The organism is Pseudomonas sp. IT-P4 (assembly GCF_949767755.1).
GTDB classification, from domain to species: domain Bacteria; phylum Pseudomonadota; class Gammaproteobacteria; order Pseudomonadales; family Pseudomonadaceae; genus Aquipseudomonas; species Aquipseudomonas monachiensis.
Window position 1 is genome coordinate 65,990 of record NZ_CATKPX010000017.1, and the last position, 21,351, is coordinate 87,340.

Genomic DNA, 21,351 nt, shown 5'->3' on the forward strand with positions numbered 1-21,351 from the left:
CGTGGGTCAGCAACCTGAAGCGCGATGTCTTTGTGAAATCAGGCTTCCCCACAGCCCGCGACCGCAACGGCGCGAATTTCCACGCGAAGCCCGGGAAGGGCCAGTTGCGAGATGCCAATGGCGGTCCAGGATGGGTAGCGGTCGGGAAAGTACTGGTGCTTGACCTGCATGAATGCGTGCGTGTCAGCTTGAAGCTCAGTATGAAATGTCATCAGCTCGACAACATCTGCCAGATTCGCGCCCGCCGCCTCAAGTGCGGTTTTCAAGCCTTGGAAGGCCAGGTGCGCCTGCTCTTCGATACCGTTGCCCGGAGTCATCGTGGCGTCGATTCCGACCTGGCCGGAAACCCAGATCATGTCCCCAACACGCGTCGCCTGCGGAAAGTGATAGTTATCGTAGAACACTTGGGATTGGGGAGGAACGATGGTTTGCCGCGTCAGGTTCTGGGTACTCATTGCTTGATCTCCGATCATACGAGCTGGCGGAAGGTGGGGTGACGGAAGGGGGCTCCCGGCTTTAGGGTCGTCAATTCTTCAGTGAACAGAACGCCTTCCTTTGGATAACCCGCATCGCTGTGCTCCGGCAGGGGATGGAAGGTTGCGTCGTCACCAAAGAAGCGGAAAACAAAGGTGTGGCGATCCGGGAACGCTTCGTCGACGGGTGCGCCGCCGTGTAGCGAGCCGGGGTGAAGCACGACCACATCCCCGGGTTCCGTTGCCCACGACAGAATTTCGTAAGCATCGGGCGCCCGCTCGCGTTCAGCCTCGATATCGGGAAGGCGAGGCAGCATGGCGCCGCCATGCAAGGGTTGAGTTGGGTCGTTCGGGTCCAGGAAGGTGGTTCCATCAAAACGTGTTCCGAGGTGTGAGCCCCGAATGATCTCCAATGCGTTCTGTTTGGGAACAGATTCGAAGCTGATCCATGCATTGCCCCAATGCATGCCAGCCCATGGCAAATATGAGGTGTCCTGGTGCCAGAGTGTGCGCGAACCGCGTCCACCGGCCTTGAGGAATACTTCCTCTGCGAAATACCAGACGTTTTCCGAACCCCAGAGGCGTGCGAACAACTGGCCAAAGGGGAGGGAAGACACCAACTCCTCCAGGCGCGCCTTGGCGAGCGGATTAGCGTTGTCGACGTGCGACTGCTGCAAGGTCCCATCGAACATTCGAAACGCGTTGGGGCCGTGGTTCTCGACTGCCCAGTTATAGGCAGACCGACACTGAGCTAGTTGCTCCTCGTTCAGAAGCCCTTTGATCAGGACTGCCCCATCTTCCAGGAATGCCTTGCGCAGAGAGTCTTGCATAACGGCTTTCTCCTACGAGATTTCACTAAGGTGAGATTGATCGTAGCAGTCAGATTTAATTAACGCAACATTTGTTACGTTAAATCGATATGGCGCCGAAGATGCCGGCTTTCTGGGCATGGTAGCGTCGGATATGGGCAGCTTTTTACCCCTTCAAAAGGCGGCCAGCCGCTGCCGAATCAAATAGGCCACTTGAACGTATGTACGTGAGGCCTATCGAGTCAGGCGAGCGGCCGCTTGTGGGCCATTCTGTTGAAAAAGTCGGATTTTCAGCTCGCCTCAACTCAGGCACGACCATCAATGGAGAACCTACTCACCACATTGAGTGGATTTTCGGCCCTTCGTTGAGCTTTGCAGCTCGGTTAGTGGGTTGGTTTGAGATTTTTTGCTTCGTGCAGGCGCACCCATCCCGAAGCAAGTGGCCCTTGAGAGGTAAATTAATCTAGACATCGCAGGTTCTGCACCGCGGCGGCCAGCGTGAAGTTGCCGCGATCTCCAACTATGAGTTTCCTGAGCCATTTGCAACGAGCAACCCTAGTTGGCCAAGTGGATCAGGCAATCGCGCCGAGCGTCGAGCACACAAGAGCTCTCAGCGCAGACAGAAAGGTGGCAAGCGCGGCAGGTAAAAGAGGATTCGTAGGCAACTCGCTATTTTTGTGAAGTCCGAGACCTCTCTGGCATCTCATCCGTAGTGGTGAAAATCGCAAGCGTAACTGCCTCAGTCTAAACAGTCGAACGATCGCTTTTGGCTGACTTCTGCCTGTCACGATGGGCAGAAATCGACCCTTTGCAGACAGTCATAGCGTTTGAGATGAGAGACGTGAGGTGTGTTTGCCGGACGCTTACTTCGGTGCGGCGAAGCCGCACCGTGCTTATCTGTTTGCCATCTGCCGCGCCAATCGTTTGAAAGTGCTGGTGCTTGACGGCGTTGGGATCTGGCTCGCAGCGCGGCGTTTGCATCAAGGACGTTTCTTCTGGCCAGGTGTAAGGCGCGGCGCCGAAGTTGAGTTGGATGCCGAGCAGCTTCAGGTCTTGGTTCTCGGTTTACCTTAGCAGCGCGGTCAGCAAATTGAGATAATCCTTCCCGCATATAAATTAAGGTAACTTCTCCACAATTGCCACACCCGCATGGCCATGTGATTCATAACGTTCCAACCATTTTTGACAACAGTCCCTGCACTTAAATGTCGTTTCCCAGTTCTTAAAGTCGGTGCTTATTGTTTCAACAAATGGGGCAAGGTTACTGAGCTCTTCCACCCTGCTGCCATCCATTCGATCAGGCATGTTCACGCATTCGCACATATCATTCCCCTAGATAAACAACCCTAAAACTGTGCGCACCAATTTCTTCTGCTGTTCCGTTCTGAATGTAACCATCCGGCCAAGGGGTAAGGTGACTTCGCCAGATGCTTACACACAGGCAGTATCACGCGCCAATACCTCTTGTTCGAGCCAGTCCGGGATGTTCCAGCTGTTCACTGTGAGCCTCCTTGCGGCATCTGTTACGAGGCGCCTAACGATCAGGTTAAGGGGTGGCGGAACGCCGTCCCAGCGATCGAAGTGAGTTTTTTGAGCGCATTGTTAGACGCCATTTTCCGAGGCCTCTGAAGACAGTTGTTTAAATAGGTATTTTAGGATAGCAGCCCCGGAAGCGTTCATGGACTCTAGACTGATACCGTTTGGAAAGTCTTCGTAGACCAAGCGTATTCTTTGACCAAGGTACTCAATTTCAAAAATTCGCATATCTACGGCATCCGCGCGATTGATTATTGCGAAGCCAATTTGTTTGGAGAATGCCTCGGCAAACCTTGGAAAGGACTCCCAATTACCCTCCTCAGTGAGTTCGATACACCAATTTCCCGAGTGCATTTCTATTAATTTTGGTGCGCGGAAGATAATTTTCATTGGCGTCTGACGTTTAAGTTAAAGGGCTGGCTTTAGCCAGTCCCAACGAGCGATTTTAGCGTTTTGTTAGGTGTTTTCATTGGTTTCATCGCGGACGGCAAGCCCTTGAAGCTTTGCAATATATCTTGCTGGTTGCATCTCGTAAAACTCGATGACAGCAATATTTGTCGAATTACAATTTTGACAGATTAATAGGCAGAAATATGCAATATCGCCATTTTGAAAGCGGGCATAAGGAATATGATTATGGCCTTCGACGCTGTGCTTGAGGTTGAATAGTGTGGATAAATAAACTTGATCGGATTGAGCCGTTTTCCTAAACCACTCATTACCACGGGAAATGTTGGAGAGGAGGTTTCCGGAAAGTGGTAATTTGCAATTACAGCAATTGAATTCAAGTAAAGCGGATTCTTCGTACATGCCATCGTGAAATGGTATTTTACTCGAAGAGAATTTAATTAGAGGAGGCTTGCACCGAATCACGATAAACACCTAACTACTATTAGGTGACATGCCATGTCGCGTTTTTTTCGCGATGACGTGTCATATAACGTTCCTTGTCGTCCTGTAAGTCCGTATTTATCTTAGAGGTAGTCGCGGCAAACGCGACATTGCTCAGGGAGAAATGCGACATGGATGACGGCAAGCCCTGCTGCCCTCTAAATTCGAAAGCAGCTTCAGTGATGCTATCCATTTGCCATTACTGTGTCCACCGTCCACTTTTGGCCGTTCTCTGCCGGTCGTTATTACCTCGTGAGCTGGTCAAGTTGGCTGCAAATGATTGATCAGTTCTGATGCAGAAGGGGGGCAAAATCCATGCAACTCCAAGCCCAGTGCCCTCTGGGCTTTTTACTGCCCGCTCATCTGCTCTGTAGCACATTTTTCACCTGCCAACTTCAAACTATCACGGCCCAGAACAGCGGGACCTCATTGGTGAGGTGGGTATGTCTACCGATTCGAGATTTCAAAACCTAACTCAAGGTTCTGCTACATCCAAGCCTGAGCCAGGCTCAGATGAGCCGACGCTAGATCCAGACGATCCGAACAAATACGATCCATTGAAAAATTCAAGCGATGATTGTCCAGAAGACTGGAGGGATGACTACCCCAGAGGCGGATGAACAGACACCGCTTTCAGATGATAGGAGATAGGAGTGAAATCCCGGCCAGCGAGCCGGGTTTTTCTTCTCCGTTCGTCCACTGCGATGCACCTGTAACGCTTTGCCGTTTCTCATGTTCAAGCACGGACATCCCGCACATCAGTACGGAGGTTCAGCATGGACATTAACGAGAACGCACCTGGCAACAAATCACAACAGCCCGAAACGCGCACGACGGACAACGAAACCGGCCATGACCCCAAGAGGGACGAGCCTGAAGTTCCGCTGCCTCCACACGACGAGGCTCCTGTCGACGAAGACATGACTAACGTGGATGCAAATAACTCGGTGTCGAGTGAGTATCCAGAAGTTGGACAGAGCGGTCGAGTCGATAACCCTAAAGCCGCCCCACAGATGGTCCATCAGGACGAAAACGATAAGGAAGCTCGCAGTATTGCCTGCGAGTGATCCTGAATCAGGTGCCTGAATCAGCTCGGATGTTTTCCGATGCCCGCTCAACGCGGGCTTTTTTACGCCTTGAGTTCACCTGTAGCCAGGGCAGCCCCTGAGACTCCGCCTGATTTGGCGTCTGTTTCAAGCTGTATATGACAGGCGTTATGAATCCACTGCCGATAACGCTTCGCTTGGCGTCGAGATTTCAGTTGATTGCTGATCAGTGCCATAAGCGGTGACATGCTAGGTCGGGTCTGTGTCGCATCCCCCGGAAGTGAATGGCGCTCAAGCCGAGCGCGCCAGCCACAGGGCTGCGCATGATGGCAACACGACGAAAGGGACGAGGGGAAGGGAATTGTGAAAGCCGACGTGGGGCAAGTGCCTTGCTGGGCATCGGATACAAAAAACTAACCCCCTGGTGCGCAGTAGGGGACAGGTCCCGCCCGAGGCGTGGGGGCTATTCTCGAGTCGAATACTAGCACGAGAATGCCCAAAAGGGGTCAGCCGCGATCGATAGCCAGCACCCTATTGCTGCCGGTGGCGAAGGTCAAAAATGGTCAGTGAACTCCTGCAGTGACGGCCGCTTCTGCTTGGGGTCGTGAAGGATTGGCAGAGGTTCCGGACTCGGAATTCACATAAAGACGTGCAAAAAAGAAGTTCTCACCAGTCAATGATAGGGCTGTTCGGACAGACCGATCTTTCAAAAGCATCGGTCAATTGCGCCGGCGGTGATCCCAGAACCTAGCTCAGCTAGCAGCAAGGTCATTAAGCTCCAGCTCAACCCGCTTCAAAAGCGCGGATACATCTTCCCCCTCCAATAAGTAACTTTTTGCCAAAAGGGTAATGGGGTGAATGCCTAAGGCCTTCGCGAGGTCTTCAACCTTTTCGATTGAAGGGCTTTTCTTTCCATTTTCAACCTCGCTTACATACGCTTGGCTGGGAGCTAGCGTCTCCTGCGACAACCCCCTGTGCAGTCGACTTTTTCTTAGCGCTAACCCAAACGCGATCTTCCGTTCCATTTGTACAACTCGCAAAAGGAACGATGAAGCCGGTCAGGCATGGAAAGGACTATACTCAATAGCGATATTTTAGCGACGGGGGTGCACCGTGTTCCGCACTTATGACTGGGCTGAAGCCATTTCAGTACCTCTTTTCGAGGATGATTTTCGCGTTTGGACCTATGTCGAGTACGACGTAGGTGGGGTTTGGTTTCACGTCCAGATCGAGGAACGTGAGCGCAGAAAATGGCGTCGTTTCAATCTCATGATTAGCGGCGAATTCGCATTGCGGTCTTTGATTGCCCGACAGTCTGAGGACCTGGTAGTAGTCAACGTACAGCTAGTTAGCGCTAGTGAGGTTAACAACAGCGGACGGCTACTGATGGAGCCATTAGTCAAAGCTGAACATCTTTACCAAAAAAGAATGAAGGGCATCCTTTACGAGGTCGATAGTGGTCAGCGCTACTTGGTGGGTGATCCAACTCTTGATCCTGCTCAGTCTGATGGCCATGACCTGATTTTTGATTCATCCATGTGTCTAGGCTCTCAGCTTCATGATTTGAAAAGCAGTGTAAAAAATAAATATTAGATTTTCGTGCCAATTCAGGCGTAGTTGCTGGCTATAAATTCCAAAATTATGGCTTTATGCGCAATTATGCAAGAATTCATAATTTGTCTCAGGGCGTGGAGGGAAATGGTCATGGCCACATGGATTATCGTGTCGGGCTTTAGCCTTGCCCAAAAAATGCCGGTAGCAAGGAAAAGAAATGTTCCCTGTAACTGCTGAAATTAGCCTTAAAGACAACATTTCTTTACATTCGGCTAACCACTGCGCGGCATTGAGGAGACCAGTTCAACCACATTTTTTGCTTTCAGCTTATCCCTGAGCGCCTGGTTCTCGTCCAGCAGTACCTCATTGATGGATGCGATGCTGGCGAGCTTCGCCCGCAGGGCCTCAATCTCTTGACGGTAGCCTGCTGACTTTAGCCGTTCGACGATCAGATCTTGATGTTTCACATCCCGCATAGCGCGGCTGGATCGGCCCTGCTTCTGCCGTATGGTCTCCGCGATTTTGGGATAGTGATTGTGGATCAGCGCTGTTGATACGCCGGTTTCGCGTGCGACGGCGGCGATGGTCAGCTTGGTCTCTTTGGTATGGGCGCGACCGCCCTCAATCCGATAGATAGCCAGCCTGAGATCCTTTTCTCGATCCACGGCAGGCTTGTAATTGGCTGTTTTGTCCTTGTTCTTCATGCGGTCAGATCCTCCGAAGGCATGCCCAGCTGAACCAATACGTCTCGGCAGCGGTTCAGGTCGCGTATAACGCGCTGGCGACCTCCCTCTCCAATGTCTTTGCAGTGCATCAGCCCTTTAAGCTCATCGTACAGTCGCTGGTAGAAGGGTGCATGTGTACTCCCGATCACTGAGTGGTCGCAGCCACTGCAGCGAGAGCGTTCAAGGGTGTTGCCGACGCAGCCGTTGTTGTCCGCCGTACACCAAGCGTGACCGTTGCTGCGGATCGCTGTGCTCTCAGCAATGGACTTCAGCATCGAAGCGTGATCCTTGAAGATCAGCAGGTTTTCTGGCTCCCGCTGCCAGCCCTTGATGGCGCGCCCGTAGCCCCCTGACAGAGATTCATCGCTCATCCAGTTGTCGACGACGCCAAGCTTGATGTCTTCCAGTTCTCCTTGGATTTCCAAGTACAGATCAAGATCAAGATGCTTTCCCCAACTATCGTCCATCGCATAGCCCAGGGTCATGTCCATGGACCAGTGAGCGTAATGCTCTTTGAGGTAACGTAGGTCGCCAAAGCGGCTATGCGCGGCGTAGTTGGCGAGCTTGCGTCGAAATTGATGGCTGGTGAGGTTCCAGTTTAATCCGCAGTCTTCGGCGAATGCTTTTAAGAGGTTGACCCAACTGCTGTTTGAAAGAGTACGAACCCGGTTATCTTCATTAGCGTAAACACCCAAAAACAGCGAATTACGATGTTTGTAAGCTTCAGCGATCTGAGGATCTTGCGGGTTGATTCGACGCCGCTTAGTGACTTCGTTGGCAATCATCGCTTGGTAAGGCGCAGCCCAGCGCTCCATGACGCGCAGAGCACGCACCGCAGCCTCTGGGATCATCCAGTCATGGATCCCTTTATCTGTCTTCTCTGACTTAGAGCGCATCCAGTGATAGATCTTGCCCTCATCATCCTCCGTGCGGTGGTGCGCCCCCGATTGCAGGTTAGTCAGTTCATGATTGCGACAGCCTGAGGTGCTCGCCAGGACGACGTAGCATGACATGCGCAAGTCTGAGAGGGACTTACTGAAAGTTCTTGCGCCACCTTCCCAGCCCCTAGCATCCAAATACCGTTTTTTTGCATCGTACATACTACTGGTACTTAGGCTTTTGCAGCCCGCCGCGAAAGCTTCAAGATCATCTCGCAGATCGAGCAGTAGTTTGCCGCGCTCCACCTGCTGATGAGCCTTTTCGAACAACGTGCAGAACACGTCATCGGGAATTAATGGCGTTTTTCCGCCACGGGGCATACCGATAGTGCCGGCCATGGCTCTTGCAGAGGTTTCGGGCCATGGATGCTTAGGTATCTTTTCGTCGGTGTACTGGCTTAGCTCATAAATCGCCTCAACGATTGAGTAACGCTCCGCAAGTGATTCTGGTAGCAACGGCTTGTTAGATTTGGTGATCCTGTGAACCTTGCAGGCCGCGACGTAGGTTGCTGCAATCATAGGCGTCACCGCCCCTAAATGATCGAGCCCAAGGGTCTCCAGATGTCGCAAGAATGGGATTGCCGTTAAAAAAAGGCGACGAATTCCCGCGCCCTTAGGCTGATCGCCGTCAACGCGACCACGCCTCATGTAGCGATAAATTATTGCTTTCATAGCCACCCGAAATGGCTTTGGCATGGTGATGAAGTTTAGGTTTCTTTTACAGGCTGGGACGTTACTGGGCAGGCCCTGTAGCTGCCAAATGTCCTCACCGTAGCGGCTACGAATGACCCACTGCCCATCAACCTGAATTGCGTTGATGATCAGCATGTCGCGCTCTGAGTTGGACAGCCCACGTACATCGCCAGGCTGAGCGGTGATGGCCTCCCATACTAATTCGTCAGAGATATTGTCACTCATAAAAAGATCTCCAAGCTGGCAATGAGATCAACTGACCAGAAAGGGTGTGGTTTGGTACGGGCGCGCTCACGAGCGGCGTCCACGGCCGCAGCCTTGAAGGTGCCACGACGAAGCCCCTCAGCGACGATGTAATGGTCGATAAGGCGCGGGATGTGTGAGTACTCGCGTGCCCAGCGCCGCTTGTCCATGCGGGAGCATTCAGTCAGCACGCGGAAGTAGAAGCTGAACAACTTGTACAGATCTTCGGCGGTCACTGCGTAGTGCTTACAGCGCAGGCAGTTCATGAAATTCATGCAGGTGGCGCCATCATGTTTTGGAGCAAACTGACCATTTAATGGGTCGCTACAGCGACCGAGGGGGGTGTCCTTGTAGGTTGCGCCGATGGTCGCTGTTATCAGTTCCTGTACCAGTACCTCCCCCATGAACCGCCAGTTTCGACGAGCATCCTCGCTTGGCGCGAGATAGTTTTGATCAGCTATTCGCGGCGTATTCCCGAGAGCGGAGGCGGTGATTGCGAGATCTCCGTCCGTCAGTTCGAAGATGCGATTTGCAAAGGTTTTTCGTAAGCGGGAGATGTTGATGCGCAGAGGCTTTCCGTCGCTATCCTTCAGTTCGTACTTTTCTACGAAGCGGCTTATCGCGCTATGTAATATGGTCGTTTGCAGTGGAATGACTTGATCGTGTGCAAACGAAGCCCGACTGCGGAATAGCCACACACGTCCTTTGAGGTCGTCCGGAGCTTCTGAATCTAAGGGCTCGGTCAGCATTATCACTCGACGGATTAGACGTTCTACGTTGATTCTGATGCTAGGCATCGCCTCAAGCAGACGTTCGCCTTTCGATTCAGCCCGCAAAGCTACTTTGCTGGTGTTGTAGCCACGCCGCTTCCAGAGAACCAAGAAGACGGTGTCGTCTTTAGGATGAGGGCGCAGGCAATTACGGCTCATTTCCAGCAACGGCGTGAGATTACGTCCGGTGTGGAGGGCTATGACAAGTAAGGCATATACCATTAGGTCGCCAGTGATAGGAGTTCCATCGATCCATATGGGCTTAATGGCGTGCCGTAATGCCGCTGTAAACTCTTGTCGCTCACGCTTCGATAAAGCTGTCTCGCCCTTGCGCTTACGGTTGGATTTCGGAAATGGGTTGCGTGGGAAGGTGGCCTCATCGCCAGATATCACTAATGTGATAAAACCGCGCTGTCCGAGTGCAACAAGCACTGACTTGGTATTCGTGTAGTAGTTTTTCTGTCCGGTGGTCGTTAGATCTTGCGCAGATAGGTGTACAAGATAGCCGTCGATCAAGCTCCGATTCAGATCATCCAACGTCAACGCACGCTCGAAAGCCATCGCTTGGAGCACGCAGTAGTCAAGAAAAGGCGTTAATCCACTGAGGCAATAACTAACCACAGTAGTAGCTGAGGGGGCGCCATCTTGCCCCACTAGGAAACGCTCGATTTGACGCTGGCAGGCGTAAGTGAGGGCATCAATGCCCGCGCCATACCACCTCGCAAAATCGAAATTTCGTCTGGAACTCGTGTTGCGTCCGAACGACACCACAGTATTCTTTTGAGGTTTTGCATCAGAGAGGATGACCACATTGTCTGCCGCGTCGATGTTGTGCTCGATTTGCGGAATGCTGAGGTCAGTCTTGGCAAATACCTTTCGCTTTCCCATCAGGCTGCTCCCGCCATTTCGTTCAACTCGTCGTCATATGCCAGCACAGCCTCATCGGCCATTTCGTTGATCAGGTGCAAGTACACCATGGTGGTTTGAATCGAGCTGTGGCCAAGCTGCCGCTGAAGGTACACCAGGGGATCGACCCCTTTCTGGGGGTTGCGCTGAAGATTGACCAACGTGTGGGTTGCATAGGTATGGCGCAGCATGTGCGTATGGACTTCGATTCCAGCTGATTTCCCGGTCTCGCTGATGATCCGGTTTAGGCTCTTGCCGGCGCTGGAATAAGGTTCTCCCAGATGGTTGAGAAGCAAAGCCTTCTGGTTCTTGCCCAGAGATGCCCTCTCACCACGCACTTTTGACACGTAGCGATAGAGTTCAGCCATGAACTTTCGACTGACCCAGATTTGTCGCTTCTTACTACCCTTGGTCTCCATGCCGCTGCCGTCGTACGGATCAAGCAGAATTCGAAGATTGCGCTCGGTTCGCCCAGCTTTGTCCGGATCGAAAACATACGCCACGGGGAAGGTGGCAAGTTCGTTACGGCGCAGGCCTGTACGCAGGGCTAGCTGAATCATGATCCGATGATGTGGATTCTCCGCCGCAGTCATAAATGACTTGGCCTGGGCTATGCTCAGGAACTCGGGTAGGGGCTTGTGACGACGCGGCATCAAGTCGTTCACCAGCGCTTTGCCTCCGCTGGCATCGATATGCTTAAGGACGCCTGTTTCGCGCTTCACGATTCGCCCTTCGTGACCGAACGGTAAGCGCTTCACCCAGCCCTTATCCAGGGCGAATTCGTAAAACTTGCAGATGTACGTCAGACGCTGGCGAGTAGTGTTGCGAGCCAGTCCGCATGTTACCAAGCAGTAGTCTCGGTAGGCAGCCACAAGGTTCTTGGCCTCTCCGCGATCTACGTCCCGCCAATCAAGATCATGGGCTTGCAGGAAGCTGAAGAAGTCGTACAGTGCCCGTCCAGTGCTAGGCTAGGATCGCTTTGAACCGATGTCCCCGCGAAGTAGGTAGAAGCGGAAGAACTGATTGGCCTGGCTGCAGCTCTCCATCGAGTCCCACAGCAGGATCGGAAACCCTTGGTAAGGTTGTCCGGCGATTACGAAATTCTTGGTGCCCCACACAAGTTCCATCTATCACCCTGTCATTGACCAATCAATCGGTATCCCGTCTGAATGGATTGACTGAGGGCTGCTGCTGCAGCCTTCCACTCCCAATAGGATAGACTTGTGATTTCAATAACAGATAAATCTAACTACTACAACGCTCCGGATCATAAGCAATTCGTCGGTTTGGGCAGGCCCGCCAGTTTCGCGGCGAGTTTGGCGGGAGTGCCTTTGAACAGTCGGTTCAGGTGCAGGCTGTTGCCTTTTTCCGGGCCGAGTTTCAGGGCGGTGTACTTGATCAACGGGCGGGTGGCCGGTGACAGCTGGAATTCGGCGTAGAAACTGCGCAGCAGTTCGAGGACTTCCCAGTGTTCGGGCGTCAACTCGATGTCTTCGGCCGCCGCCAGGGCACTGGCCACGTCGGCGGACCAGTCACTCAGTTCGACCAGGAAACCGTCCTTGTCCAGTTCGATGGCGCGGGCGCCGACCGTCAATGCATTCATAGCCAACTGTTGACCTTGTCGTAGTGGATCGACAGTTCGACGAAGGCCGGGTAATCGATAGCTTTGGCCCAGTCTGGAACCGCAAGCGCACGGGCCTGGGCATCTTCAGCCAGCACGAACAGCTTCAGGCCGCGTGCGCTGAGCGCCGTGAACGGCGCGGTGCCTGGCTGCAACGCGTAGGCGGCATCACCGGACAACAGCAACCCGTCGTTGGCGCCGATCACGCGCAGGCAACTGGTCAGGCGTTCGTCGCCGAACGGGGAATGAGACAACACATGCAAAGTCGACATCAGAGGGTGATCACCTGGTCGTAACGGTCAATGAGGGCGGTGATTTCGTGGGCGGCCAACACCTGGGCTTCTTGCAGCGACAGGCCGCTCGGGTCCAGGCCGCGCTGGGCGATGCTGTCGCCACAGGCAAACAGTTCCTCGACACCGAACATCGGCAGAGCTTGCAGGTTGGCGCTCAGGTCTTTCTGTTGCAGGGCCTTGGCGTCCTGGCTGACGGCCAGCTGGAACACGCCGTCATCGAGAAACAGCAGGCCGATCGGCAGGTCGAAGGCGCCCCCGGCCAGCACGATATCCAGCGCTTCCCGCGCGCCCGGGCCGGACCAGGGCGACTGGCGGCTGATGATCAATATGGATTTGGCCATGTCATGCGCCTCCGAAACAGATCAGACGGTCGGCATCCTGCGCGGCGTCATGCAACTGGCCGAGGCCGGACAATTCCCACGGCGCGCCGACGGCAACCGCCTCGCGCTGATAGCGCCGGGCTTCTTCCTCGTTCAACACGCCACGACGCAGGGCAGCGGCGATGCATACCACGCCATCGAGTTGATGGTCGCTGACAAAGGCGTGCCATTGCCTGGGCAAGTCCAATTCATCCTGGGGCGTGACCACGCTGGCGGACGCGTTGTAGACGCCGTCCTGATAGAAAAACAGCCGGACAATCTCGTGCCCGCCGGCCAGCGCGGCTTGGGCGAACAACAGGGCGCGGCGCGAGGAGGGCGCGTGGGCGGCGGAAAACACGGCGATGGCGAACTTCATGACGGACTCGATCAGCGAAACTGCGGCCATGATAAAGCTTTATCGGCGGGGCAGCTAAATCGATGTTGTCTATTCTGGCCCCATCGCGAGCAAGCTTGCTCCCACAATTGTTTCGTGGTGGATTTCAATTTTGTATTCGACACCGATCCCCTGTGGGAGCGAGCTTGCTCGCGATGAGGGCCGCATAGGCACCGCCAAGCTCAGCGCGGCATATACCCCAACTGCCAGCGCCGCGGGATCTTCAACGACAACACCGCGAGCCCGGCAGCCAGCAGGCCGCTGGCATACAACGCCTTGAGCCCCAGGTGATGTTCCAGCACGGCACCGAGTACCGCGCCGGCGAACATGCCGGTCCAGGGGATCAGTTGCACGCGCCAGCCGTTACGGCGCTCGCCGAGCATCCAGCGACCCAGCCCGCGGCCGAAACGCGACAGGGCGCCGGTGACGTAAGTCAGGCCAACCGGCAGGCCGTTCACTTCTTCCACCGCGGCGTTGAGCATGCCCATTGCGATGATCGCCGCCAGCAGGGCCGGCAGTTGCTCGTCATAAGGCCAGGCTGCGGCGGCGCACAGCAGGGCGGTAATGCACAGCAACAAGGGCAGGGCCCGGCGTCTGCCTAGGCGGCTGACGATAATGCCCAGCGCGTTACCGACGATGAAGGTGGCGACGAGGATCATCAGGCGCAGGGTCAACCCAAGGTCGCCAGCACTGATGGCGACCGCCATCCGGGTGGTATTGCCACTCATGAACGAGACGAAGTCGCCGCTGGCCATGAAGCCGATGGCGTCGGTCATGCCGGCGAGCACCGAGAGCATGGCCACCAGGCTCAGGCCTATGCGTCCGCGCCATTTCTGCGTGTGCAAGTGACCGGGGCTGGCGTGGGTCCTGGCGGTGTTGGGTAGCATCGGGGACGGTATCCTTGAACAGTGCTTAGGGTTTTATCCCATTCAACTCGCAATATTCCAGCCAGTCCATGCCGGCCATTTCCGCTACTTCCCGGTGCACTTCCAGGCGCTGCGCTTCGTACTCCTGGGGTGTGGTGGTTAACTGCAACGTCAGTTCCCAGGCGAACAACTGCTGGCGTTCTGCTTCGGCTTCAAACGCTTCGTGCAGCCGTTCCTCGCGATACTGAGCCGCCGATTCACCCTTGGCCTGAGCCAACAGCGGGTTGAGGTGGTCGAGTTCTTCGCGCAACTCGGGGCGCTCATCGAGAAACCTCTTGAGTGCTTGCTCATGCTGCAGTTCGATTGCCGCCATGGTCGCTCCTTGAGAACGGATTACGAGGATTGCTTCTTGCCAGCCTTGGCCGCTGCCGCCAGGCATTCGAGGGCAAACTGTTCGGTGTAGGTCATCTGGATCGGCGTGGTTTCGCCTTTGACGGTTCTTTCGCCGTTGAGGATGTAGCGAATCCGCTTGTCGGTGACGCCGATTCGCTTGGCAATCCAGGAAGGCGTCTGACCGATCTGGCTGATCAGCTTGTCGGCATATTCAGTGCTCGGTTTGTAGAACTCGGCATTAGGTGTCATCAGGTTTCCAGTCAGGGGTGCGATGGAGCGTTATTGGCGCGACAGGGTGCGCGAATCGTTGCGCGCTGTCGCGGTATAAATGCAGTAAAGCAGAACGATACGGGCTGCCGGGGTGATAAAGTCCGCTTTTTCCCGATGAGTGAATGCAATGCGAATTCTGATGGTGGCGCTGGCCGTGACGTTGCTGGCCGGATGCGCCGGCTCGGCAATGAACGAGGCCCGCACCAAGGCCCCGTACAAGACCCTGAACTCGGAAAAACCGGGAAAAGACGTCGCCCAGTGCGTGCAGTTTTCCTGGCAGGACGAAGCCGTGTTCGGCGTCGATGCCGCTGCCTATCTGCAACCGGGGGAGAAGGGCGGCACGACCGTTTACACCCGTTCGGCGGAGTCCTTCGTCGACGTGACCACCGATGCCTCGGGCACGGTGTTGAGCTACTACGCACAGAAAGACGATTTCGTGGCCAAGCGCCGGTTGGCGGCGTTGGCGACTTGCCTGTGATTTGAAGGCTAACGCAAGTCCCTTGTGGGAGCGGGCTTGCTCGCGAAGGCGGCTGGTCAGTCAGTATTGATGTCGACTGACCCACCGCTTTCGCGAGCAAGTCGGATCGCCGCGCCGCCGCTCCCACATTGGTTTTTGTTTTGATCAGTAGCTCAGGCGCTTCTGGAAGAAGAAGTGCTTGTGGCCCGGCGGGTAATCGGCAATGTGCCCGATCTCGCTGTAGCCGCATTTCTTGTAGAACCCAGGCGCCTGGAATTCAAAGGTGTCGAGCCACAGCCCGACGCAACGCCGTTCCCGCGCCAGGTCTTCGGCCATCTGCATCAGTTTCGAACCCAGGCCCTGTCCCCGCGCCTGTTCCGGCACCACCAGCAAGTCGATGTACAACCACTGGTAAAACAATCGGCCATGCAGGCCACCGAGGATCTCGTCGTTGTCGTCGCGCACCAGCAAGGCGATGTGCTCGGGCACGTTACCTTCGGCCCTCGAGCCATTGTAGGCGCGCAAGGGTTTGAGGATGGCCTGGCGTTGTTCATCCGTGGGGTTTTGCGACAATTCGATACGCAGGTTCATGGCTATATCCTTATGGCAGTGAAACCGCAGCCTAGCGTGGTCGCCGCCAATGTTCCATCAGCACAAAGCAGGTTGAACCGTCGCCTGCGCGCAGATGTCACTCATTAGTACGCGTCATTCCAGAGTGCGACCGATGAGGACACGCCGTGAATATCTTCGAAGCCCTGCGCGAAAGCCATGAACGTCAACGTACTTACGCCAAAGCCCTGATCCACACCAGCGGCGACAGCCCCGAACGCGTCGAGGCCTACAAGCAACTCAAGTCTGAATTGCAAGCTCACGCCACGGCCGAAGAGCGGCATTTCTACATCCCGTTGATGGAGTTCGACAACGGTGTCGACCTCAGTCGTCATGGCATCGCCGAACATCACGAAATGGACGAAATGATGGAGGCGCTGGACGACATCGAGATGTCCAGTCCGGCTTGGCTCGTGACCGCGAAGAAACTCTCGGAGAAGGTGCATCACCACCTTGAGGAAGAAGAGCAGAAGTTCTTCCAGATGGCTGGCAAACTGCTCGACGACAAACAGAAAGAGTCGTTGGCCGGACAATACGAGAAGGAGTACAAGGCGCAACTTGCCTGAGGGGGGAAAGGCTGTGCGTTTTCACTTAACATGTGGACCCTCAGACAAATAACAGGACGCGTTGTCATGTCGAACACAGCCGAGCGGGTCAATATCCTGGAGTCTCAGGTGTTGTCCCACGACTGGTACCTGCTCAAGAAAATCACCTTCGATTACCAACGCAACAACGGCGAGTGGCAACGCCAGGTCCGCGAGGTCTACGACCGAGGCAATGGCGCGGCGATTCTCCTGTACAACCGCGAAAATAAAACCGTGGTACTGACTCGGCAATTTCGCTTGCCGGTGTTCGTCAACGGTCACGATGGGCTGTTGATCGAAGTCGCGGCGGGCCTGCTGGAAGGCGCGGCGCCTGAAGACCGCATCCGCGATGAGGCCGAGGAAGAGACGGGTTACCGTGTGCACCATGTGCAGAAGGTCTTCGAGGCATACATGAGCCCCGGGTCGGTGACGGAAAAACTGCACTTCTTCATTGCCGAATACGATGCGAAGTCGAAAGTCAGCGACGGTGGTGGCCTGGAGTCGGAAACCGAAGAACTGGAAGTGCTGGAGTGGGCGTTCGACGACGCGCTCGAAGCGTTTTACCGCGGCGAAATCTGCGATGCAAAGACCATCATGTTGTTGCAGTATGCGGCGATGAAAAACCTCTTCGCCCGTTAAGTCTTGTCCCATCCTGTGGCGAGCGAGCTTGCTCGCGTTGGGCTGCGTAGCGGCCCCCAATATCCAGTGTGCTGGACCATTGGCCAGTGCTGCGCACTGGAGCGGGAGCAAGCTCCCTCGCCACAAATTATTCTTCGTTTAGTAAAAACAGATCATCCATGCGACGGGTTCCCGACCACTCGCAGCCCTCCAGCGTCAGCAACAACGCCTTCGCCTCAAGCCCGCCGGCAAACCCGGTGAGCTTGCCCGACGCGCCAATCACCCGATGACAGGGCGCCACGATCGAAATCGGGTTCTTGCCATTCGCCGCACCCACTGCCCTGACCGCCGCCGGGTTGCCGATCTGTTCGGCGATCTGGCTGTAGCTGCGGGTCTCGCCGAACGGGATGGTCAGCAGCGCCGCCCAGACCTTCTTCTGGAATTGCGTACCGGCAAAATCCAGCTCCAGTTCGAAGCGATCGCGACTGCCGGAAAAATACTCGCGCAACTGCGCAGCGGTGCGCACCAGGATCGGGTTGTCCGGCGCTTCGCTCATCGGCCCCAGGCGCACCCGCCCGGGTTTGTCGTTTTCCCAGAGGATGGCCGCCAGTCGTGAACCGTTCGCGACCAGCTTCAACTGGCCCACGGGTGAATCCACGGTGGTGCAGGTATAGGTCATGCCAGGGCTCGCGCAAAATTGCTGAACAGGTGTTAAGGATACTGCCTCGACGGGGAGGCGCAATACGTAATCCCGACCATACTTGGCAACGGCTTTTGAAACGTTCCCCTGTTTAATGACAAGAAGAGACCGACTCATGAAGTACGAACCTTTTGCCAAATCGCTGATTGCGACCTCGTTGGCACTCAGCTGCCTGTCCGCCCATGCCGCCTCGGTGGCCCCGGCTACCGGGGAAAACGGCATGGTGGTCACGGCCCAGCACCTGGCCAGCCATGTGGGCGTGGATGTGCTCAAGAACGGCGGCAACGCCGTGGATGCGGCGGTCGCGGTCGGCTATGCGCTGGCGGTGGTGTACCCCGCGGCAGGCAACCTCGGCGGCGGTGGTTTCATGACCATTCAACTGGCGGACGGGCGCAAGACCTTCCTCGACTTCCGTGAAAAAGCGCCGCTGGCCGCTACCGCTAACATGTACCTGGACAAGGAGGGCAACGTCGTTCCCGACCTGAGTACCCGTGGCCACCTGGCCGTGGGCGTGCCAGGCACCGTGTCGGGCATGGAACTGGCGCTGTCCAAGTACGGCACCAAGCCGCGCAAGGAAATCATCGCCCCGGCCATCAAGCTGGCCGAAGACGGTTTCGTGCTGGAGCAGGGGGATGTCGATCTGCTGGACTACGCCACCGACATGTTCAAGAAGGACATCAAGGATTCCGGCTCGATCTTCCTGAGCAAAGGCGAGCCGATGCAGGTCGGCCAGAAACTGGTGCAAAAGGACCTGAGCAAGACCTTGCGGGAGATCTCCGAGAAAGGCGCCGACGGTTTCTATAAAGGTTGGGTGGCCGACGCCATCGTCACCTCCAGCCAGGCCAACAAGGGCATCATCACCCAGGCCGACCTCGACAAATACAAGACCCGCGAACTGGCGCCCATCGAGTGCGACTACCGTGGCTACCACGTGGTTTCCGCACCGCCACCGAGCTCCGGCGGCGTGGTGATCTGCGAGATCATGAACATCCTCGAAGGCTATCCGATGAAGGACCTGGGCTACCACTCGGCCCAGGGCATGCACTATCAGATCGAGGCGATGCGCCACGCCTATGTGGACCGCAACAGCTACCTGGGCGACCCGGACTTCGTGAAGAACCCGATTGCCCACCTGCTGGATAAAAACTACGCGACCAAGCTGCGCGACGCGATCAAGCCACAAAAAGCCGCGATATCCAGCGAACTCAAGCCCGGTGTAGCGCCCCATGAAGGCAACAACACCACCCATTACTCCATCGTCGACAAGTGGGGCAACGCGGTGTCGGTGACCTACACCCTCAACGACTGGTTCGGTGCCGGCGTGATGGCGAGCAAGACCGGGGTCATCCTCAACGATGAAATGGACGACTTCACCTCGAAGATCGGCGTACCGAACATGTACGGCCTGGTGCAGGGCGAGGCCAACGCCATCGCGCCCGGCAAGGCGCCGCTGTCGTCCATGAGCCCGACCATCGTCACCAAGGACGGCAAAGTGGTGATGGTGGTCGGCACTCCGGGTGGCAGCCGCATCATTACCGCGACCTTGTTGACCATGCTCAACGTGATCGACTACGGCATGAACATCCAGGAAGCGGTGGATGCGCCGCGTTTCCACCAGCAGTGGCTGCCGGAGGAAACCAACCTGGAAGCCTTCACCACCAGCCCGGACACGGTGAAAATCCTCGAGAGCTGGGGCCACAAGTTCGCCGGTCCACAGGATGCCAACCACTTGGCGGCGATCCTGGTCGGCGCGCCGTCCCTGGGTGGCAAGCCGGTAGGCAAGAACCGTTTCTACGGGGCGAACGACCCACGGCGTAACACCGGGTTGTCGCTGGGTTATTGAGGGTTGTGTCCGGAGGGGGACGGGCTTATGTTCGTCCCCTGATCCATCGACAATTCAAGGAAGGAAATCATGACCACTGCGTTGTTAATCATCGACGTCCAACAGGCTTTGTGTTCCGGTGAATACGAGTGCTTCGAGATTGGACGGGTCATCAACACCATCAACGACCTTTCTGCCCGGGCGCGCAAGGCGGGCGTGCTCGTGGTGCTGATCCAGCACGAAGAAGCGGGCAGCCCGCTGGCGCATGAGGCTGCCGGCTGGCAACTGGCCGAAGGTCTGGAAACCTCGCCCGGGGACCTGTGCGTACGCAAGACCAACGGGGATTCGTTCTACCAGACCAACCTGCAAAAACTGTTGCCGAAGGAGGACTACGAGCGCCTGGTCATCTGCGGCCTGCAGACCGACTATTGCGTCAACGCCACCGTGCGCCAGGCCCTGAAACTGGGCTACGACGTGGTGCTGGCGGGCGACGGGCATTCCACCGTCGACAACGGCAACCTGACCGCCGAAGACATCATCGCCGAGCACAACAAGGACCTGGCGCACCTCACCGGTTCCGTGGCCCGGATCGATGTGGTCCCGGCCAAGGACATCCACTTCTGAACCCACCCTGTTTCCCTGTGTGAGCGAGCCTGCTCGCGAAGGGGCCGGCACATTCAACATTGATGTTGCCTGACATGCCGCCATCGCGAGCACGCTCCCAAAGGACTTACACCGCTCCGAAAATCTCGATCAGCTCATTCAGAAACGCGCTCACCAGATCCCGCTGCCGCGCCGAATGCCGCACCGCCGCATGAAAGCTGACCTCATAGCGCAACAGGTCCGGGTTCAGCGGGTGTAGCTGCCCCAGCTGTTCATGGCGGGTGGCGTAGTGCTGCGGCAGAAACCCCAGGTGTTGGCCGGACAGGATCAGCAGGGCCGCGCCGTCCATGCTGTCGGTGAGCACGGTCAGGCGTTCGATGGACGTGGGGGCCGGCATTTCCGGCAGGGGATGGCTCGGCCAGACCCAGTCGAACCCGCTGACATCGTCGCGGGTCAGCGCGCCGACTTGCCCGAACAGCGGGTGCGAGGGCGCGCAGTAGGCAATCTGGGTTTCCGGGAACAGCGGGAAATAATCGATGCTGGGCAAGCGATGCCAGAAGTAACCGATGGCCAGGTCGATATGGCCGTTGATGATTTTTTCTTCCAGCAGCGACGATGACAGCTCGGTGAAATGGAAGTACAAGCCCTCGTGCCGTGCCCGCAAACGGGCAATGGCCTGGCCGATTTTCCTGTTCGCCACCGGATCGATTTGCCCCAGCAGGCCGATGTTGATGCTGCCCGAGACTTTGCGGTTGATGTGCTGCACCTCGACCCGAAAGCCTTCGGCCGCCGCCAGCAAGCGCCGGGCCGCGTCGATGAACTGAGTGCCTTTGGGCGTTACCGAAAACCCGCCGCGCCCGCGTTCGCACAAGCGGAAACCAACCCGGGCTTCGAGCGTTGCCAGCTGCGCGCTGATCGTGGGTTGCGTGGTGTTGAGGGCGGTTTGCGCCGCCGAGATGCCGCCCGCTTCGACGACGGTCAGAAATACCCGGATCAGGCGCAGATCCAGCTCCGTTACAGTTCCCAGCATGGGGGGCTCCCGATTCTCGCTTACATAGATGCTGATCTATGTGAACAGTGTGCCTGCGATATTTTATTGCCCGGACTCACGCCCTACATTGCCGTGAAACCAGCGTCATCGTCAGCTTTTTATGGAGTTTCACCTGAACTGGACGTCG

General features: G+C 56.2%; 27 protein-coding genes and 1 pseudogene. 8 read left to right on the top strand and 20 right to left on the bottom strand.

The window, feature by feature from the left end; all coding sequences use genetic code 11:
* Positions 1–38 precede the first annotated feature (38 nt).
* Entirely contained in the window at positions 39–455 is a 417-nt protein-coding gene (locus ACM6IT_RS03440) for a RidA family protein (protein ID WP_414917512.1), read from the bottom strand.
* 14 nt (positions 456–469) lie between these two features.
* Positions 470–1,303: a phytanoyl-CoA dioxygenase family protein gene (locus ACM6IT_RS03445; RefSeq protein WP_414917513.1), complete on the bottom strand. Its 834-nt coding sequence runs from the start codon at positions 1,301–1,303 to the stop codon at positions 470–472.
* Between the two features lie 831 nt (positions 1,304–2,134).
* Between ACM6IT_RS03445 and tnpB the strand changes: the two genes are divergently transcribed.
* Entirely contained in the window at positions 2,135–2,356 is a 222-nt protein-coding gene (gene tnpB / locus ACM6IT_RS03450) for an IS66 family insertion sequence element accessory protein TnpB (protein ID WP_223194356.1), read from the top strand.
* 528 nt (positions 2,357–2,884) lie between these two features.
* On the opposite strand, the gene ACM6IT_RS03455 is transcribed toward tnpB, so the two are convergent.
* The 3 genes from ACM6IT_RS03455 to ACM6IT_RS03465 form a co-directional block, all read right to left on the bottom strand.
* Positions 2,885–3,208, bottom strand: a complete 324-nt coding sequence (locus ACM6IT_RS03455; protein WP_188251010.1) for a DUF3630 family protein — start codon at positions 3,206–3,208, stop codon at positions 2,885–2,887.
* A gap of 66 nt (positions 3,209–3,274) precedes the next feature.
* Positions 3,275–3,628 carry a hypothetical protein gene (locus ACM6IT_RS03460; protein ID WP_188251009.1) on the bottom strand — a complete coding sequence of 118 codons (354 nt, stop codon included), beginning with the start codon at positions 3,626–3,628 and terminating at the stop codon, positions 3,275–3,277.
* Positions 3,629–3,710: 82 nt separating this feature from the next.
* Positions 3,711–3,902, bottom strand: a complete 192-nt coding sequence (locus tag ACM6IT_RS03465; RefSeq protein ID WP_414917514.1) for a hypothetical protein — start codon at positions 3,900–3,902, stop codon at positions 3,711–3,713.
* Between the two features lie 583 nt (positions 3,903–4,485).
* Here ACM6IT_RS03465 and ACM6IT_RS03470 point away from each other — a divergent pair.
* Positions 4,486–4,677: pseudogene (locus ACM6IT_RS03470) on the top strand (hypothetical protein); the annotation flags it as partial.
* Positions 4,678–5,507: 830 nt separating this feature from the next.
* Here the strand turns inward: ACM6IT_RS03470 and ACM6IT_RS03475 are convergent.
* A complete protein-coding gene (locus ACM6IT_RS03475; RefSeq protein WP_414917515.1) occupies positions 5,508–5,780 on the bottom strand; it encodes a helix-turn-helix domain-containing protein in 273 nt (90 codons plus the stop codon).
* A gap of 88 nt (positions 5,781–5,868) precedes the next feature.
* Here ACM6IT_RS03475 and ACM6IT_RS03480 point away from each other — a divergent pair, with 88 nt between their 5' ends.
* Positions 5,869–6,348 (top strand): hypothetical protein, encoded by a 480-nt coding sequence (locus ACM6IT_RS03480; protein ID WP_414917516.1) that lies wholly within the window; start codon positions 5,869–5,871, stop codon positions 6,346–6,348.
* A gap of 233 nt (positions 6,349–6,581) precedes the next feature.
* Here the strand turns inward: ACM6IT_RS03480 and ACM6IT_RS03485 are convergent, their stop codons facing one another.
* The 11 genes from ACM6IT_RS03485 to ACM6IT_RS03535 all read right to left on the bottom strand — a co-directional run bounded on the left by ACM6IT_RS03485 (position 6,582) and on the right by ACM6IT_RS03535 (position 14,759).
* On the bottom strand, positions 6,582–7,013 hold the full coding sequence (locus tag ACM6IT_RS03485) for a TetR family transcriptional regulator (protein ID WP_414917517.1): 432 nt from the start codon (positions 7,011–7,013) through the stop codon (positions 6,582–6,584).
* Complete coding sequence (locus ACM6IT_RS03490) at positions 7,010–8,890, bottom strand: integrase (RefSeq protein ID WP_414917518.1); 1,881 nt, start codon at positions 8,888–8,890, stop codon at positions 7,010–7,012. The genes ACM6IT_RS03485 and ACM6IT_RS03490 overlap by 4 nt, the downstream gene beginning before the upstream one ends.
* Positions 8,887–10,566: a hypothetical protein gene (locus ACM6IT_RS03495; RefSeq protein WP_414917519.1), complete on the bottom strand. Its 1,680-nt coding sequence runs from the start codon at positions 10,564–10,566 to the stop codon at positions 8,887–8,889. Before ACM6IT_RS03495 ends, ACM6IT_RS03490 begins: the two co-directional genes overlap by 4 nt.
* Positions 10,566–11,342, bottom strand: coding sequence for a tyrosine-type recombinase/integrase (locus ACM6IT_RS03500; RefSeq protein ID WP_414917520.1), 777 nt, complete (start codon positions 11,340–11,342; stop codon positions 10,566–10,568). Before ACM6IT_RS03500 ends, ACM6IT_RS03495 begins: the two co-directional genes overlap by 1 nt.
* Before the next feature lie 509 nt (positions 11,343–11,851).
* Complete coding sequence (locus tag ACM6IT_RS03505; protein ID WP_046037873.1) at positions 11,852–12,187, bottom strand: TusE/DsrC/DsvC family sulfur relay protein; 336 nt, start codon at positions 12,185–12,187, stop codon at positions 11,852–11,854.
* A complete protein-coding gene (tusB, locus tag ACM6IT_RS03510) occupies positions 12,184–12,477 on the bottom strand; it encodes a sulfurtransferase complex subunit TusB (protein ID WP_056723797.1) in 294 nt (97 codons plus the stop codon). Before tusB ends, ACM6IT_RS03505 begins: the two co-directional genes overlap by 4 nt.
* Positions 12,477–12,839: a sulfurtransferase complex subunit TusC gene (gene tusC, locus ACM6IT_RS03515; protein ID WP_414912929.1), complete on the bottom strand. Its 363-nt coding sequence runs from the start codon at positions 12,837–12,839 to the stop codon at positions 12,477–12,479. Before tusC ends, tusB begins: the two co-directional genes overlap by 1 nt.
* Position 12,840: 1 nt before the next feature.
* A complete protein-coding gene (tusD, locus tag ACM6IT_RS03520; protein WP_223541447.1) occupies positions 12,841–13,233 on the bottom strand; it encodes a sulfurtransferase complex subunit TusD in 393 nt (130 codons plus the stop codon).
* A 200-nt stretch (positions 13,234–13,433) separates the two neighbouring features.
* Positions 13,434–14,138: a YoaK family protein gene (locus ACM6IT_RS03525; RefSeq protein ID WP_056723793.1), complete on the bottom strand. Its 705-nt coding sequence runs from the start codon at positions 14,136–14,138 to the stop codon at positions 13,434–13,436.
* A 25-nt stretch (positions 14,139–14,163) separates the two neighbouring features.
* Positions 14,164–14,490: a DUF6388 family protein gene (locus ACM6IT_RS03530; protein WP_414917521.1), complete on the bottom strand. Its 327-nt coding sequence runs from the start codon at positions 14,488–14,490 to the stop codon at positions 14,164–14,166.
* A gap of 20 nt (positions 14,491–14,510) precedes the next feature.
* Positions 14,511–14,759 carry a hypothetical protein gene (locus ACM6IT_RS03535; RefSeq protein ID WP_414917522.1) on the bottom strand — a complete coding sequence of 83 codons (249 nt, stop codon included), beginning with the start codon at positions 14,757–14,759 and terminating at the stop codon, positions 14,511–14,513.
* A 148-nt stretch (positions 14,760–14,907) separates the two neighbouring features.
* Between ACM6IT_RS03535 and ACM6IT_RS03540 the strand changes: the two genes are divergently transcribed.
* Positions 14,908–15,258 carry a hypothetical protein gene (locus ACM6IT_RS03540; protein WP_056723789.1) on the top strand — a complete coding sequence of 117 codons (351 nt, stop codon included), beginning with the start codon at positions 14,908–14,910 and terminating at the stop codon, positions 15,256–15,258.
* 144 nt (positions 15,259–15,402) lie between these two features.
* Here ACM6IT_RS03540 and ACM6IT_RS03545 read toward each other — a convergent pair whose 3' ends face one another.
* Entirely contained in the window at positions 15,403–15,828 is a 426-nt protein-coding gene (locus ACM6IT_RS03545; RefSeq protein ID WP_056723787.1) for a GNAT family N-acetyltransferase, read from the bottom strand.
* A gap of 146 nt (positions 15,829–15,974) precedes the next feature.
* Here ACM6IT_RS03545 and ACM6IT_RS03550 point away from each other — a divergent pair, with 146 nt between their 5' ends.
* Positions 15,975–16,412, top strand: coding sequence for a hemerythrin domain-containing protein (locus ACM6IT_RS03550; RefSeq protein WP_414912925.1), 438 nt, complete (start codon positions 15,975–15,977; stop codon positions 16,410–16,412).
* 66 nt (positions 16,413–16,478) lie between these two features.
* A complete protein-coding gene (locus ACM6IT_RS03555) occupies positions 16,479–17,069 on the top strand; it encodes an NUDIX domain-containing protein (RefSeq protein ID WP_414917523.1) in 591 nt (196 codons plus the stop codon).
* 127 nt (positions 17,070–17,196) lie between these two features.
* Here the strand turns inward: ACM6IT_RS03555 and ACM6IT_RS03560 are convergent, their stop codons facing one another.
* Entirely contained in the window at positions 17,197–17,727 is a 531-nt protein-coding gene (locus ACM6IT_RS03560) for a methylated-DNA--[protein]-cysteine S-methyltransferase (protein WP_414917524.1), read from the bottom strand.
* Between the two features lie 136 nt (positions 17,728–17,863).
* Here ACM6IT_RS03560 and ggt point away from each other — a divergent pair, with 136 nt between their 5' ends.
* Both ggt and ACM6IT_RS03570 read left to right on the top strand, forming a co-directional pair.
* Positions 17,864–19,591: a gamma-glutamyltransferase gene (gene ggt / locus ACM6IT_RS03565; protein WP_414912924.1), complete on the top strand. Its 1,728-nt coding sequence runs from the start codon at positions 17,864–17,866 to the stop codon at positions 19,589–19,591.
* A gap of 69 nt (positions 19,592–19,660) precedes the next feature.
* Positions 19,661–20,194 carry a cysteine hydrolase family protein gene (locus ACM6IT_RS03570; protein WP_414917525.1) on the top strand — a complete coding sequence of 178 codons (534 nt, stop codon included), beginning with the start codon at positions 19,661–19,663 and terminating at the stop codon, positions 20,192–20,194.
* A gap of 106 nt (positions 20,195–20,300) precedes the next feature.
* Here ACM6IT_RS03570 and ACM6IT_RS03575 read toward each other — a convergent pair whose 3' ends face one another.
* On the bottom strand, positions 20,301–21,203 hold the full coding sequence (locus ACM6IT_RS03575; protein ID WP_056723776.1) for a LysR family transcriptional regulator: 903 nt from the start codon (positions 21,201–21,203) through the stop codon (positions 20,301–20,303).
* Between the last annotated feature and the right edge of the window lie 148 nt (positions 21,204–21,351).

Coding starts and splice junctions, on each gene's coding strand:
- tusB (WP_056723797.1), bottom strand. CDS start 12,477: ATGTCGACTTTGCATGTGTTGTCTCATTCCCCGTTCGGCGACGAACGC.
- ggt (WP_414912924.1), top strand. CDS start 17,864: ATGAAGTACGAACCTTTTGCCAAATCGCTGATTGCGACCTCGTTGGCA.
- ACM6IT_RS03530 (WP_414917521.1), bottom strand. CDS start 14,490: ATGGCGGCAATCGAACTGCAGCATGAGCAAGCACTCAAGAGGTTTCTC.
- ACM6IT_RS03440 (WP_414917512.1), bottom strand. CDS start 455: ATGAGTACCCAGAACCTGACGCGGCAAACCATCGTTCCTCCCCAATCC.
- ACM6IT_RS03465 (WP_414917514.1), bottom strand. CDS start 3,902: ATGGATAGCATCACTGAAGCTGCTTTCGAATTTAGAGGGCAGCAGGGC.
- ACM6IT_RS03535 (WP_414917522.1), bottom strand. CDS start 14,759: ATGACACCTAATGCCGAGTTCTACAAACCGAGCACTGAATATGCCGAC.
- ACM6IT_RS03540 (WP_056723789.1), top strand. CDS start 14,908: ATGCGAATTCTGATGGTGGCGCTGGCCGTGACGTTGCTGGCCGGATGC.
- ACM6IT_RS03505 (WP_046037873.1), bottom strand. CDS start 12,187: ATGAATGCATTGACGGTCGGCGCCCGCGCCATCGAACTGGACAAGGAC.
- ACM6IT_RS03525 (WP_056723793.1), bottom strand. CDS start 14,138: ATGCTACCCAACACCGCCAGGACCCACGCCAGCCCCGGTCACTTGCAC.
- ACM6IT_RS03455 (WP_188251010.1), bottom strand. CDS start 3,208: ATGAAAATTATCTTCCGCGCACCAAAATTAATAGAAATGCACTCGGGA.
- tusC (WP_414912929.1), bottom strand. CDS start 12,839: ATGGCCAAATCCATATTGATCATCAGCCGCCAGTCGCCCTGGTCCGGC.
- ACM6IT_RS03495 (WP_414917519.1), bottom strand. CDS start 10,566: ATGGGAAAGCGAAAGGTATTTGCCAAGACTGACCTCAGCATTCCGCAA.
- ACM6IT_RS03575 (WP_056723776.1), bottom strand. CDS start 21,203: ATGCTGGGAACTGTAACGGAGCTGGATCTGCGCCTGATCCGGGTATTT.
- ACM6IT_RS03560 (WP_414917524.1), bottom strand. CDS start 17,727: ATGACCTATACCTGCACCACCGTGGATTCACCCGTGGGCCAGTTGAAG.
- ACM6IT_RS03485 (WP_414917517.1), bottom strand. CDS start 7,013: ATGAAGAACAAGGACAAAACAGCCAATTACAAGCCTGCCGTGGATCGA.
- ACM6IT_RS03460 (WP_188251009.1), bottom strand. CDS start 3,628: ATGTACGAAGAATCCGCTTTACTTGAATTCAATTGCTGTAATTGCAAA.
- ACM6IT_RS03570 (WP_414917525.1), top strand. CDS start 19,661: ATGACCACTGCGTTGTTAATCATCGACGTCCAACAGGCTTTGTGTTCC.
- ACM6IT_RS03490 (WP_414917518.1), bottom strand. CDS start 8,890: ATGAGTGACAATATCTCTGACGAATTAGTATGGGAGGCCATCACCGCT.
- ACM6IT_RS03545 (WP_056723787.1), bottom strand. CDS start 15,828: ATGAACCTGCGTATCGAATTGTCGCAAAACCCCACGGATGAACAACGC.
- ACM6IT_RS03475 (WP_414917515.1), bottom strand. CDS start 5,780: ATGGAACGGAAGATCGCGTTTGGGTTAGCGCTAAGAAAAAGTCGACTG.
- ACM6IT_RS03555 (WP_414917523.1), top strand. CDS start 16,479: ATGTCGAACACAGCCGAGCGGGTCAATATCCTGGAGTCTCAGGTGTTG.
- ACM6IT_RS03445 (WP_414917513.1), bottom strand. CDS start 1,303: ATGCAAGACTCTCTGCGCAAGGCATTCCTGGAAGATGGGGCAGTCCTG.
- tusD (WP_223541447.1), bottom strand. CDS start 13,233: ATGAAGTTCGCCATCGCCGTGTTTTCCGCCGCCCACGCGCCCTCCTCG.